Below are 12,546 nucleotides of genomic sequence, written 5' to 3' on the forward strand. Positions count from 1 at the left end.
ACAGACCTGGCGAAGTGAGGAGTGCCGTGACCGGCCCGCTGAGCACCGTGATCCTGGCCGCGGGTGAGGGAACCCGCATGCGCTCGGACCTCCCGAAGGTGCTGCATCCCATCGCCGGCAGGCCGCTCGTCGAGCACGCGGTGCGGGCGGCGGCCGGACTCGATCCCGAACAACTGGTCGTCGTGGTCGGCCACGGCCGCGAGGCGGTGACCGAGCACCTCGGCACACTGGGCGAGACGCTCGGCAGGACCGTGACCACCGCCGTGCAGGAGAGCCAGAACGGCACGGGACACGCCGTGTCGTGCGCGCTCGACGCACTGCCGTCCGGCCTGTCCGGCACCGTGCTCGTCACCTACGGCGACGTGCCGCTGCTCGACACGGCGACCATGGCCGCGCTGCTGGAGGAGCACGAGCGCAGCGCCAACGCCGTGACGGTGCTGACCTCGGTGGTGGCCGACCCGACCGGCTACGGCCGGATCGTCCGCGACGCCGACGGCGACGTGGCAGCCATCGTCGAGCAGAAGGACGCGACCGACGAGCAGCGCGCGATCCGCGAGATCAACTCCGGTGTCTACGCGTTCGACGCGGCCGTGCTCGCCGACGGCCTCTCGCGCCTTTCCACGGACAACGCGCAGGGTGAGCTCTACCTCACCGACGTGCTCGGCATCGCGCGCGGCGACGGCAAGCACGTCGGCGCGCACGTGGTCGACGACACCTGGCTCACCGAGGGCGTCAACGACCGCGTGCAGCTGTCGGTGCTCGCGGCCGAGCTGAACCGCCGGATCGTGCGCCGCTGGCAGCTCGAGGGCGTGACCGTGACCGACCCGGCGACGACATGGCTCGACGCGGGAGTGAGGCTCGCGCGTGACGTCGTCCTCGCGCCGAACGTGCAGCTGCACGGCGACACGTCCGTCGGTGAAGGCAGCCGGATCGGTCCTGACTCGACACTCACGAACGTGACGGTGGGTGCGGGCGCCAGCGTCGTCCGTACACATGGGAGCGACTCGGAGATCGGCGACGGCGCGTCCGTGGGCCCGTTCGCCTACCTGCGGCCCGGTACGCGTCTCGGTGTAAAAGGCAAGATCGGCACTTTCGTCGAGACGAAGAACGCCGAGATCGGAACGGGCACGAAGGTCCCACACCTGACCTACGTCGGGGATGCGACGATTGGCGAGTACAGCAACATCGGCGCCTCGAGCGTGTTCGTCAACTACGACGGCGTCACGAAGAGCCACACGACGATCGGCTCCCACGTGCGGACCGGATCGGACACCATGTTCGTCGCGCCGGTTACCGTCGGGGACGGCGCGTACAGTGGCGCGGGCACGGTGATCCGCCGCGACGTACCCCCCGGGGCGCTCGCGGTCTCGGGGGCGCCACAACGGAATATCGAAGGCTGGGTGCCCCGGCGCAGGCCGGGTACTGCTGCGGCTCAGGCAGCGGAAAGGGCACTCGCCGCACAGCAGGAAACCGATACCGACGGGGAGTCGCCAGAATGAGTCCGAAGTCCGGCACGCCGAAGAAGAACCTGATGCTCTTCTCCGGTCGTTCACACGTCGAACTCGCGGAAGAGGTGGCCAAGCACCTCAATGTGACGATTACCCCGCAGACGGTGCACACCTTCGCCAACGGCGAGATCTACGTGCGCTTCCAGGAGTCGGTGCGCGGCACGGACGCGTTCGTCATCCAGAGCTACCCGCCGCCCATCAACGAGTGGATCATGGAACAGCTCATCATGGTCGACGCGCTCAAGCGCGCGAGCGCCAAGCGCATCACCGTGATCATGCCGTTCTACCCGTACTCGCGGCAGGACAAAAAGCACAAGGGCCGCGAGCCGATCTCCGCGCGTCTCATCGCCGACCTCTTCAAGACCGCGGGCGCCGACCGGATCATGACGGTCGACCTGCACACGGCGCAGATCCAGGGCTTCTTCGACGGCCCGGTGGACCACCTGCTCGCGCAGACGGTGCTCGCCGACCACATTCGCGACACCTACGGCAACGCCGACATCACGGTCGTCTCGCCCGACTCGGGCCGCGTGCGGCTGGCCGAGAAGTGGGCGCAGCAGCTGGGCGACCGGCCGATCGCGTTCATCCACAAGACGCGCGACCCCGACAAGCCGAACCAGGCGGTCGCCAACCGTGTGGTCGGTGAGGTCCGCGGCAGGCTGTGCGTGCTGATCGACGACATGATCGACACCGGCGGCACGATCACGAAGGCCGCCGACGCGCTGTTGGAGGAAGGCGCGGCCGACGTCGTCATCGCCTCGACCCACGGCATCCTCTCCGACCCCGCCGCCGAGCGGCTGGCCAACTGCAAGGCGCGCGAGGTGATCGTCACCAACACGCTGCCGATCCCGGAGGAGAAGCGGTTCGGCAACCTGACCGTGCTCTCCATCGCGCCGCTGCTGGCCCGCGCGATCCAGGAGGTCTTCGAGGACGGCTCCGTCACGAGCCTCTTCGACGGCAGCGCCTGACCCTTTCGCCCAACGGCCCCCAAGGCCACCTTCGGTGCGTTGAGCGCAACAAAGGTGGCCTTGGGGGCCGTTTTGCTGTGCGCGAAAGGGGCTCCCACGGCGGGTAGCGGATCAATAGCGTGCCGGTCATGAGCGCACGAAGGTTCCGCTTCGGCATCAGTTTCCGGTCCGTCGGAGACCGCGACGAATGGGTCGCCAAGTGCCGCAGGGCCGAGGAGCTCGGCTACGACGTCATCGCCGTGCCCGACCACCTCGGCGAGGGCAGGGCCGCTCCACTGCCCGCGCTCGCGGTCGCCGCCGCGGTGACCGAGCGGCCGCGCGTGGTGCCGTTCGTGCTCGACGTGCCGTTCTACAACCCCGCGCTGCTGGCCAGGGAGGTCTCCACGGTCGCGGGCGTCGCCGGCGGCAGGCTCGACCTCGGCCTCGGCGCCGGGCACATGAAGTCCGAGTTCGACGACGCCGGCCTGCCGTGGCGCCCTGCGCGCGAGCGCGTCGCCTTCCTCGCGGAGACGGTCGCCGAGCTGCGGCGCAGACTGGGCACCGGCCTGCCGCCGCTGCTCATCGCGGGCAACGGCGATCTGGTGCTCGACCTCGCCGCCCGCGAGGCCGACATCGTGGGCTTCGGCGGGCTGCGTCAGGTCGAGGGCGAGCCGCCGGGAACGCTCACGCTGATCAGCCCCGAGGAGCTGCACGAGCGCACCACGTTCGTCCGCGACCGGGCCGGCACGCGCGCCCACGAGCTGGAGTTCAACCTGCTCGTCCAGTACGTCGCCACCTCCGGCGACCCGAAGGCCGAGATCGAGGCGTGGGCCGCGCCGATCCCGGGCCCGAAACCGGACACCGGCCGACTGCTCAAGGCACCTCAGCTGCTGGCCGGCACCCCCGACGAGATCGCCGCGACCCTGCACGAACGACGCGAGCACTACGGCTTCTCCTACCTCACCGTGTTCGAACCCGCGCTCGAGACCTTCGCGCCCGTGCTGCGTGCACTGGCCGGGGAGTGACGGCCCCGTAAAGAACCGGAATCAGGCTCGATTAGACTGTGCAGGTTGTCTCGGCGAGGCGGGCCCCGGGTGCGCTCGGTGTCTGACGTGATCGACGCGGCGGCTTGAGCGGCCACCCGTGTGCGTACACGTCGTGGAACTCGCCGCCGGACAGCCACCAGCAACGCAGAAGACCCCACCGCAAGGAGTGCATCCCCGTGTCCGAGGTACGTCTGACGGTCGAACCACGCACCGAGTTCGGCAAGGGCGCGGCCCGCCGAACCCGCCGTTCCGGCAAGATCCCTGCGGTCCTCTACGGCCACGGTGTCGACCCCCGCCACCTGGCGCTGCCCGCCATCGAGTTCGCCCGCGTCATCCGCGAGAACGGCCAGAACGCCGTGCTCACGCTGGACGTCGCCGGTGCGGCCGACAAGGCCGAGAAGGCCACCGAGCTGGCGCTGACCAAGACGGTCACGATCCACCCGCTCAAGAACTACATCGAGCACGTCGACCTGCTGATCGTGCACCGCGGCGAGAAGATCACCGTGGACGTCCCGATCGTGCTGACCGGCGACCCGGCCCCCGGCACGCTGGTGAACCAGGATGTGGACACCATCCAGATCGAGGTCGAGGCGCTGCACATCCCCGAGCAGTTCGAGGTCTCGATCGAGAACGTCGAGGCCGGCACCCAGATCCTCGCCTCGCAGGTCACCCTGCCGAAGGGCGCCGAGCTGGTGACCGATCCCGACGCGCTCGTCGTCGCCGTCAACGAGGCGCCGTCCGAGGCCGCGATGGAGGCCGAGGTCGACACCGAGGGCGCCGGCGTGGTCGAGGACCAGCCGGAGACGACCGAGGGCCAGAACGGCGAGTAAGGCCACTTCCGTGGAGCAAGATCTGCCGGGGGCCGGCGAGCAGGTGCTGCTCGTCGGCCTCGGCAATCCCGGGCCCCGCTACGCCGGCAACCGGCACAACGTGGGCTTTCTGGTGCTGGACGAGCTTGCCGCCCGCGTCGGCGGCAAGTTCAAGGCGCACAAGGGCGGGGCCGAGGTTCTCGAAGGGCACCTCGCCGGGCGCAGGGTGGTGCTGGCCAAGCCCCGTTCGTTCATGAACCTCTCCGGCGGGCCCGTGGCGGGCACCGCCCGCTTCTACAAGATCCCGCCGAGCGGGGTCGTCGTGATCCACGACGAGCTGGACATCCCCTACGGGGCGCTGCGGCTCAAGCTCGGCGGCGGCGACAACGGCCACAACGGGCTCCGTTCCATCACGAAGTCGCTCGGCACCAAGGACTACTACCGGGTCCGGTTCGGCGTCGGCCGCCCGCCCGGCCGGATGGATCCCGCCGACTTCGTGCTCAAGGACTTCTCGACGGTCGAGCGGCGCGAGCTCGCACTCAACCTCGACCGCTGCGCCGACGCCGTCGAGGAGCTCGTCGGCAAGGGCCTCATGGCGGCGCAGAACACCTTCCACGCGGGCTGACGCGGATTCTCACTACCGGTGACTTCATCGTCACTCGATGGCGTTGTCGCGCGCACCTGGTCGAGTCGACAAACCTCCCTGAGTCTTCCCGCTGCGTTCGCCGGGGGCTAGGACGGAATGCGGGATGTGTCCCGACCCGAGCCGAACCCAGGAGAGGCCCCACATGTCGTTCACGGCAGACGACGTCCGCGACGTCGAGTTCCGCAACGCCCCCATCGGTCGCCGTGGCTACGCGAAGAACGAGGTGGACGAGTTCGTCCAGCGGATCGTGAAGACGCTCGCAGACGAGGACGACCTGACCGCCGCCGAAGTGCACCACGTCCAGTTCGGGCGCCCGCTCATCGGCAAGCGCGGTTACGACGAGCGCGAGGTGGACGAGTTCCTGGACGAGGTCGAGGAGACCCTCCTCGCCCGGACCGGCGTCCGGCCGGGCTCGCACCACGTGCCTGCCGCGCGGACGACGTCCCCCGCCATCGAGCCGGTGCGGGATCGCTAGATGACGGTGACGTCCGACGACGTGCGCGACATCCGGTTCCCGGAGGCGCCGTTCGGGACTCGCGGCTACAACGAGGTGCAGGTCGACGCGTTCCTCGATCGCATCGCGGCGACCCTCGACGGCGAGGACGACGTGAGCGCGGCGGAGGTCCACGACGTCGCGTTTCGCCTCACCCCGCTGGCCAAGCGGGGTGGCTACGACCAGACGGCGGTGGACACGTTCCTGCGTGCCGTCGAGACCACGCTCGCCGCGCGGTCGGGAGCGGCGGCCCCGAGCGGCCCCTACGTCGCCCCGGCCCTGGAACACACCCACGTCCGCAAGCCCCTCTGGCGTCGCGGCCGCAGGTAACCCGTCCCAACTGCAGTGAAGGCCACCATGCCTGCGTTGAACGCAGGCATGGTGGCCTTCACTGCGGACGGGGTGTCTAGGCGCGGGCGGCGATCTGGTCGCGGAACTGGATGGCCGTGGCGGCGCGCTTTACCTTGCCGGACGGCGTCTTGGGCAGGCTGCCCGCGGGCAGCACCACCACGGCGTAGGGCCGGGCGTCCACGGCGTCGCGCACGCGCGCGGCGACCTCCTTGGCGAGCCGGTGCTCCTCGGCCTCATCGCCGGCCAGTTTGGACTCCAGCACGACGGCGAAGCGCTCCCGCCTGGTGCCCGCGTCGATCCGCACGGCCACCGCGTTGCCCGCTCGCACGCCCTCCACCGAGCCCGCGGCGCGTTCGACGTCGGTCGGGTAGATGTTGCGGCCACCGAGGATGATCACGTCCTTGCTGCGCCCGCAGATGACGATCTGTCCACCTTCGACCAGGTAGCCGAGGTCGCCGGTGGCGAACCAGCCCTCGGCGTCCTGCGTCGCCGCGGGACCGTTCACGGTCAGGTAGCCGGGCGACACGGCCTCGCCGCGCAGCCGGATCTCGCCGACCTCGCGCTCGCCCAGCACCTTGCCGTGCTCGTCGACGATCTGGGCCGTCAGCCCGTCGAGTGGCGGGCCGAGCACCGCGAAGGCGCGGACGTCGTCGGTGCCCCGGCGCGGGTCGCCCTCCGGCACCGGCACGGCGCGGTTCTCGGACTCCAGCGCGTGCGCCTCGATGACGTCCACGGTCAGGCCGGTGAACAACCGTGCGAACGACACTGCCAGGGTCGCCTCCGCCAGGCCGTAGGCGGGGAACACACATTCGGCCGACATCTTGAACCGAGCGCCCGCGTCGGTGAAGGTCGTCACCGCGGACGGGTCGATCGGCTCGGCGCCGTTCAACGCGATCCGCAGATGCGAGAGATCGTAGGCGTTGTCGTCGTCGACCCTCGCGAGCCTGCGGCCGACGATCGCGTAGGCGAAGTTCGGCGCGGCCGTGACGGTGCCCTTGTAGCGGCTGATCAGCTCGGGCCACAGCAGCGGCCCGGAAAGGAACTCCACCGGCGTGACCTTGACGAGTTCGACGCCGAACGTCATGGGCAGCGTCAGGAAGCCCACCATGCCCATGTCGTGGAAGGTGGGCAGCCACGACACCATTACGTCGGTGTCGAAGTCCAGCTCGGCGCGGTCGACCATCGCCCGGATGTTGGAGTAGAGGTTGCCGTGCGTGATCCGCACCGCCTTGGGCTCGGCGGTGGAGCCGCTGGTGAGCTGCAGGAGTGCGAGCGAGTCCTCGCCGATGGGCACGGCCTCGGCGATCGGTTCGTCGGTGAGCAGGTCCTCGATCTTGCGGTAGTCGATGCCGTGCTCGGTGAGCACGGGCGCGAGCTGGTCGAACGGCTCCCCCAGCAGCACCAGGCGCGAGCCGATCATCTCGAGCACCTGGATGGTGTCGGCGGCCCACTGCGCGAGATCGGTGCGCGGCGTCGGCTGGTGCAGCATCGTGACGCTGCCGCCCGCGAGCCACGTGCCCTGCACGGTCGGCGCGATCAGCTCGGGCGCGGCGGCCAGCACCGCGACGGCGCTGCCCGGCTCCAGTCCCGCCCGGACCAGCCCACCCCCGACCCGGCGGGCCCGCTCGTGCACCTCGTACCACGTCCTGCGGACAGGCTCCTTGGGTTCCCCCGTCACCATGCCCCGCTGCCGGCCAACCGCGTTCGCGGTGGCGACCATCGTCTCCACGAACCGACTCATGGGGAGAACTCTAGAGGCCGCGTCTTTACTCCACGGCCTCAGAGGTCTCCAGCCATTTCTGCTCGAGCTCGTCCTTTTCCGCCTGGACGGCCTTCAGCTCGGAATTGAGCTCCATCAGACGCTCGGGCTCGGTCGCCGCGGCGGCCAGCGCATCGTGCAACTTGGCCTCCTTCTCGTGGACGACGTCGAGCCTGCGCTCCAGCCTCGCCAGCTCCTTGGTGACGGCCCGCCATTCCGCGGCGGAAACCTTCCCGTTCCCGCCGGCTGAACGCTCCCCAAGGCCACCCTGGTTGCGTTCAGCGCTACCAAGGGGGCCGTTGGGCGCGGGGGCCTGGGCGCGGCGTGTGAGGTACTCGTCGATGCCGCCGGGCAGGTGGGTGATCTTGCCGTCGCCGAAGAGGGCGACCACCGTGTCACACACGCGCTCCACCAGGTAGCGGTCGTGCGAGACCACCACGAGCGTGCCCGGCCACGAGTCGAGCAGATCCTCCAGTTGCTGGAGCGTGTCGATGTCCAGGTCGTTGGTGGGCTCGTCGAACAACAGCACGTTCGGCTCCGCCATCAGCAGCCGCACCAGTTGGAGACGGCGCCGCTCGCCGCCCGAGAGGTCGTCGACGGGCGTCCATTGCCGCGCGGGCGGGAACCCGAGCTTCTCGGCCAGCTGCGAGGCCGACAGCTCCTGCTTGCCGAGCGTCACCCGGCCCGCCACGGCCTCCACGGCCTGAAGGACACGAAGGTCACCGGGGAGATCGTCGAGCTCCTGGCGCAGGTGCGCGAGCCGCACCGTCTTGCCCTCGATCCGCCTGCCCGTCTCGGGCTCCGACTCGCCGGCGAGCAGCCGCAGCAGGGTCGTCTTGCCGGAGCCGTTGACGCCGACCAGGCCGATCCGGTCGCCGGGGCCGATGCGCCACGTGACGTCGTCAAGGAGCGTGCGCTCCCCCGCCCCGAGCGTCACGTCCTCGAGTTCCAGCACGGTCTTGCCGAGCCTGCGCTTGGCGAACGTCAGCAGCTCGACGGAGTCACGGGGCGGAGGCACGTCGGAGATCAGCGACTCGGCGGCCTCGACCCGGTAACGCGGTTTCGACGTGCGGGCCTTCGCGCCCCGCTGGAGCCACGCGAGCTCCTTGCGCGCCAGGTTCTGCCGCTTCTCCTCCGCCGTCGCGGCGAGGCGGGCCCGCTCGGCCCGCGCGTAGACCCAGTCCGCGTAGCCACCCTCGTACTGCTCGACACTCCCGCCGACGACCTCCCACGTCCGGCCGCACACGGTGTCGAGAAACCAGCGGTCGTGAGTGACGACCACGAGGGAGATCCGGCGCGCGAGCAGATGGTCGGCGAGCCAGCGCACACCCTCGATATCGAGGTGGTTGGTGGGCTCGTCGAGCACGACGAGATCCAGCTCGGCCACCAGCGCCGCGGCGAGCGAGACCCGGCGCCGCTCCCCGCCCGACAGCGTGGCCGTGGGGGTCTCCAGCCCGATCGCCGAGATGCCGAGTCCGTCCACAATGGAGCGGACGCGGGCGTCGGCGGCCCATTCGTGCTCGGCGGCGTACTCGGCGAGCACGACGTCGCGCACCGTGCTGCCCTCCGGCAGCGCCGTGCGCTGGGTGACCACGCGCATCCGCAGGGCGCGGACGCGGCTCACCCGCCCTGAGTCGGGCGGCGTGAGGCCCGCGAGCACCTCGAGCAGCGTGGTCTTGCCGCCCCCGTTGAGGCCGACGACACCGATGCGTTCACCCTCGCCGACGCCGAGTGAGACGCCGTCGAGCAGCATGCGCTCGCCGTAGGACTTGCTGACCGATTCGAGGTTGACCAGGTTGGCCATCCGGCAGGTAACCCTTCGAAAGCTGTTGAGGTTAGGCGTGCACTTGGGGCGGCGTTGGGTGCCGGGGAGCGTCGTCGCCGCCGACGACGCGTGCGCCGGGGACCGGCCCGTGCGCGACCCGCACCGTACGGCACACTCCGGCACCGGCCAGCTCGGCGGCAACCTCCAGGGCGGCGTCCGCGCTCTCGCAGAGGAACGCGCACGTGGGACCCGAGCCGGAGACCGTGCCGGCGAGGGCACCGGCGTTGACGCCGGCCCGCAGGGTCCGGCGCAGGCCGGGCCGCAGCGAGACGGCGGCCGCCTGGAGGTCGTTGCCGAGCAGCAGCGCGAGCTGCTTCGGGTCGCCTGAGGCGAGCGCCTCGACCACCGGCGCGTGGGAGCCGACCCGCGGCGGGTCGCCGTCGGCGCGCAGCCGGTCGAGCTCGCCGTAGACGCGGGGCGTGGAAAGGCCGCGCTGGTCGAACGCGAGCACCCAGTGGAACGTGTGCCGGGAAAGCACGGGGACGAGCTCCTCGCCGCGGCCGGTGCCGAGCGCGGTGCCACCGTAGAGCGCGAACGGCACGTCACTGCCGAGCGTGGCGGCGATCTGCGCGAGCTCGTCCCTGGCGAGGTCGAGCTTCCACAGCGAGCTGAGGCCGACGAGCGTTGCGGCGGCGTCGGCGCTGCCGCCCGCCATGCCGCCAGCGACGGGAATGCCCTTGCGCAGCACCACGCCGACCTTGTCGATGTCCTCGGCGCGGTCCACGTGCTCGGCAAGCGCCCGGACCGCCCGCCACGCGAGGTTGCCCTCGTCGGTGGGCACGGACTTGGCGCCCTCGCCGAACACCTCGACGCCCGGTTCCTCGGCGGCGGCGACGGTGACCTCGTCGGTCAGGGATAGGGCCTGGAAGATGGTGGTCAGCTCGTGGAACCCGTCGTCGCGAACGTCACCGACGGAGAGGTGCAGGTTCACCTTGGAGGGCACCCTCACGGTCACGGGCGGTGGAACGACGGCGAGCACGGGTCAAGGGTACTTGGCCGGCTCAGCCGCGCGGCGCGACCAGCTCCAATGCGACCTGGAGCGCGACCTCGGGCGGCGGCGCCGCTCCGGGTCCGCCGAACATCGGGTTGATCCCGAGCACGAGTGCGACCAGGGCGAGCCTGGCCCGCAGCTCCGTGGCCGGGTCGCCGCCCTCGGCGCTGATCAGCTGGAAGAGCTCCCTGACCTTCGCGCCGAGCGGGTGCATGACGCCGAACTTCTTGAGCGTCGGGATGTTCTGCTGGATGAACTGCATCTCCGGCCCGTGCTCGTCGTTGACGAGCGCGGAGAACCGGCGCAGAACCTCCTCCGTGGTCCCCTGCGACCTCGGCTGCTCCTTGGCCCAGGCGAGCAGCTCATCGAGGCCGTCGACCAGGTTCTCGACGAGGCTGTGGACGATGTCCTCTTTGGTCTTGAAGTGGTAGTACAGCGCGGCCTTCGTCACGGCGAGGCGCTCCGCGATCTCCCGCAGGGACGTCTTCTCGTAGCCATGCTCGGCGAACAGCTCCAGCGCGACCTGCTGGATGCGCTCCCTCGTGTCGCTGCGCCGCCCCACCATGTCAGCCAGCCCTTCCTGAGACCGTCTTCAACTTACTTGACGCCCGACTAGCATTCACTTACGGTTCCACCATACAAGCTAACTAGCCGACCGGTAAGCAATCGGCGAGCTTGGTGCTTTCCGGTCATTTCGGGGCCTCCACACAGTCTCACAAGGGGAAATCATGACAACGACCGCTCCTGCACCGGTGGGGCAAACCACCGACCGGCGCAGATGGTGGGCACTCGCGGTGATCGGACTGGCCCAGCTGCTGGTCATCGTCGACATGACGATCATGACGATCGCGCTGCCGTCGGCGCAGCGGGAGCTTGGCATGTCCGACGCCGGCCGGCAGTGGGCGATCACCGCCTACACCGTGGCGTTCGGCGGGCTGCTGCTGCTCGGCGGGCGGCTGGCAGACCGGCTCGGCCGCAAGAACACACTGCTCGTGGGTGCCATCGGCTTCGCGCTCGCCTCGGCCGTCGGAGGCGCGGCGATCAGCACGGAGATGCTGATCGCGGCGAGGGCGGGCCAGGGCGTTTTCGCGGCGCTGCTCGCGCCGTCGACGATCTCACTGCTGACCACGACGTTCACCGCACCGCGCGAGCGGGCGCGCGTGTTCGGCATCTTCAGCGCGATCATGATGTCGGGTGCCGCGCTCGGACTCGTCGCGGGCGGGGCGCTCGCGGAGTACCTCGACTGGCGCTGGTGCCTGTACGTCAACCTGCCGATCGCGGCGCTGGCCGCCGTGCTGGGCACTTTCGTGCTGCCGAAGGTCGAGGGACATCGCGAGACCCCGCTCGACTGGATCAGCGCCGCACTCGGCGGCGGGGCAATCGTGTCACTCGTCTACGCGCTGTCGGAGGCGGCGGAGCGCGGCTTCGGCTCAGGGCTCGTGCTCGGGCTGCTCGCGACAGCGCTGGTTCTGGTGGCGGTGTTCGCGACGCGGCAGGCGCGGGTGAGGGGACCGTTGCTGCCGCTGAGCGTCGTGACCGAGCGGTCGCGGGCGGCTGCGTTCCTCGGGGTCGCTTTCGCGGCGTTCGGGATGTTCGGGATGTTCCTGTTCCTGACGTTCCAGCTGCAGGTGATCATGGGCTACGGCGCGCTGCTGGCAGGGGTGGCGTTCCTGCCGTTCGTGGCGGGCAACGTGCTGATGTCGACGCAGGTGACGAGCAGGCTCGCGCCGAGGGTCGGGGCGAGGCCGCTGCTGGTCGGCGGGCTGCTCCTGCTGGCGGTGAGCATGGCGCTGCTGACGCGGCTCACGCCGGACAGCTCCTATGTCGGCCTGCTGCTGCCTGCCGAGGTGCTGCTGGGCGCGGGCGCGGGTCTGGTGATGCCGACGGTGGTGAACGCGGCGACGCAGGGGGTGGCGCCGAAGGACGCGGGCGTAGCCTCGGCGTTCATCACGACGTCGCAGCAGGTGGGAGCCTCGCTCGGCACGGCGGCGCTGAACACGATCGCGGCGAGCGCGACGGCGTCGGTCGTCGCGGGTGGAGCCGCGGCGACGGTGCACGGCTACGCGACGGCGAGCGGCTGGGCGGCCGGTGTTCTCGCGGTGGGCGCCGTAGTGGCCGGCCTGCTCTTCCGGCGCCCCTCACCGATGCCCCAACAGTCCCAGTAGCCACAT

Annotated in this window: 12 protein-coding genes; 8 read left to right on the forward strand and 4 right to left on the reverse strand. The window is 70.4% G+C overall.

The features are described from left to right. Positions 1–26: 26 nt before the first annotated feature. The 7 genes from glmU (at position 27) to FCN18_RS32550 (ending at position 5,779) form a co-directional block, all read left to right on the forward strand. On the forward strand, positions 27–1,499 hold the full coding sequence (gene glmU / locus FCN18_RS32520; protein ID WP_112270720.1) for a bifunctional UDP-N-acetylglucosamine diphosphorylase/glucosamine-1-phosphate N-acetyltransferase GlmU: 1,473 nt from the start codon (positions 27–29) through the stop codon (positions 1,497–1,499). Continuing rightward, on the forward strand, positions 1,496–2,476 hold the full coding sequence (locus tag FCN18_RS32525; protein ID WP_112270718.1) for a ribose-phosphate diphosphokinase: 981 nt from the start codon (positions 1,496–1,498) through the stop codon (positions 2,474–2,476). Before glmU ends, FCN18_RS32525 begins: the two co-directional genes overlap by 4 nt. A gap of 128 nt (positions 2,477–2,604) precedes the next feature. After that, positions 2,605–3,480 (forward strand): TIGR03621 family F420-dependent LLM class oxidoreductase, encoded by an 876-nt coding sequence (locus tag FCN18_RS32530; RefSeq protein WP_137096903.1) that lies wholly within the window; start codon positions 2,605–2,607, stop codon positions 3,478–3,480. A 197-nt stretch (positions 3,481–3,677) separates the two neighbouring features. Continuing rightward, positions 3,678–4,331, forward strand: coding sequence for a 50S ribosomal protein L25/general stress protein Ctc (locus FCN18_RS32535; RefSeq protein WP_112276551.1), 654 nt, complete (start codon positions 3,678–3,680; stop codon positions 4,329–4,331). Between the two features lie 10 nt (positions 4,332–4,341). Continuing rightward, a complete protein-coding gene (gene pth, locus FCN18_RS32540) occupies positions 4,342–4,935 on the forward strand; it encodes an aminoacyl-tRNA hydrolase (RefSeq protein ID WP_137096904.1) in 594 nt (197 codons plus the stop codon). A gap of 163 nt (positions 4,936–5,098) precedes the next feature. Further along, positions 5,099–5,431, forward strand: coding sequence for a DivIVA domain-containing protein (locus FCN18_RS32545; protein ID WP_112276547.1), 333 nt, complete (start codon positions 5,099–5,101; stop codon positions 5,429–5,431). Then, a complete protein-coding gene (locus FCN18_RS32550) occupies positions 5,432–5,779 on the forward strand; it encodes a DivIVA domain-containing protein (RefSeq protein WP_112276545.1) in 348 nt (115 codons plus the stop codon). Between the two features lie 76 nt (positions 5,780–5,855). Here the strand turns inward: FCN18_RS32550 and FCN18_RS32555 are convergent, their stop codons facing one another. From FCN18_RS32555 to FCN18_RS32570, 4 genes are read right to left on the reverse strand one after another with little or no spacing between them, the layout of a single operon-like run. Further along, the gene (locus FCN18_RS32555; protein WP_113645031.1) at positions 5,856–7,541 is read right to left on the reverse strand and encodes a fatty acyl-AMP ligase; all 1,686 of its coding nucleotides are present in this window, start codon (positions 7,539–7,541) and stop codon (positions 5,856–5,858) included. A 25-nt stretch (positions 7,542–7,566) separates the two neighbouring features. After that, on the reverse strand, positions 7,567–9,363 hold the full coding sequence (locus tag FCN18_RS32560; protein ID WP_137096905.1) for an ABC-F family ATP-binding cassette domain-containing protein: 1,797 nt from the start codon (positions 9,361–9,363) through the stop codon (positions 7,567–7,569). A 31-nt stretch (positions 9,364–9,394) separates the two neighbouring features. Beyond that, positions 9,395–10,363 (reverse strand): 4-(cytidine 5'-diphospho)-2-C-methyl-D-erythritol kinase, encoded by a 969-nt coding sequence (locus FCN18_RS32565; RefSeq protein WP_112276539.1) that lies wholly within the window; start codon positions 10,361–10,363, stop codon positions 9,395–9,397. Between the two features lie 22 nt (positions 10,364–10,385). Next, on the reverse strand, positions 10,386–10,940 hold the full coding sequence (locus tag FCN18_RS32570) for a TetR/AcrR family transcriptional regulator (protein ID WP_112276537.1): 555 nt from the start codon (positions 10,938–10,940) through the stop codon (positions 10,386–10,388). 163 nt (positions 10,941–11,103) lie between these two features. Here FCN18_RS32570 and FCN18_RS32575 point away from each other — a divergent pair, with 163 nt between their 5' ends. Continuing rightward, entirely contained in the window at positions 11,104–12,540 is a 1,437-nt protein-coding gene (locus FCN18_RS32575) for an MFS transporter (RefSeq protein ID WP_112276535.1), read from the forward strand. Positions 12,541–12,546: the final 6 nt, after the last annotated feature.

The sequence above is a fragment of the Prauserella endophytica genome (assembly GCF_005146945.1).
GTDB classification, from domain to species: Bacteria; Actinomycetota; Actinomycetes; order Mycobacteriales; family Pseudonocardiaceae; genus Prauserella_A; species Prauserella_A endophytica.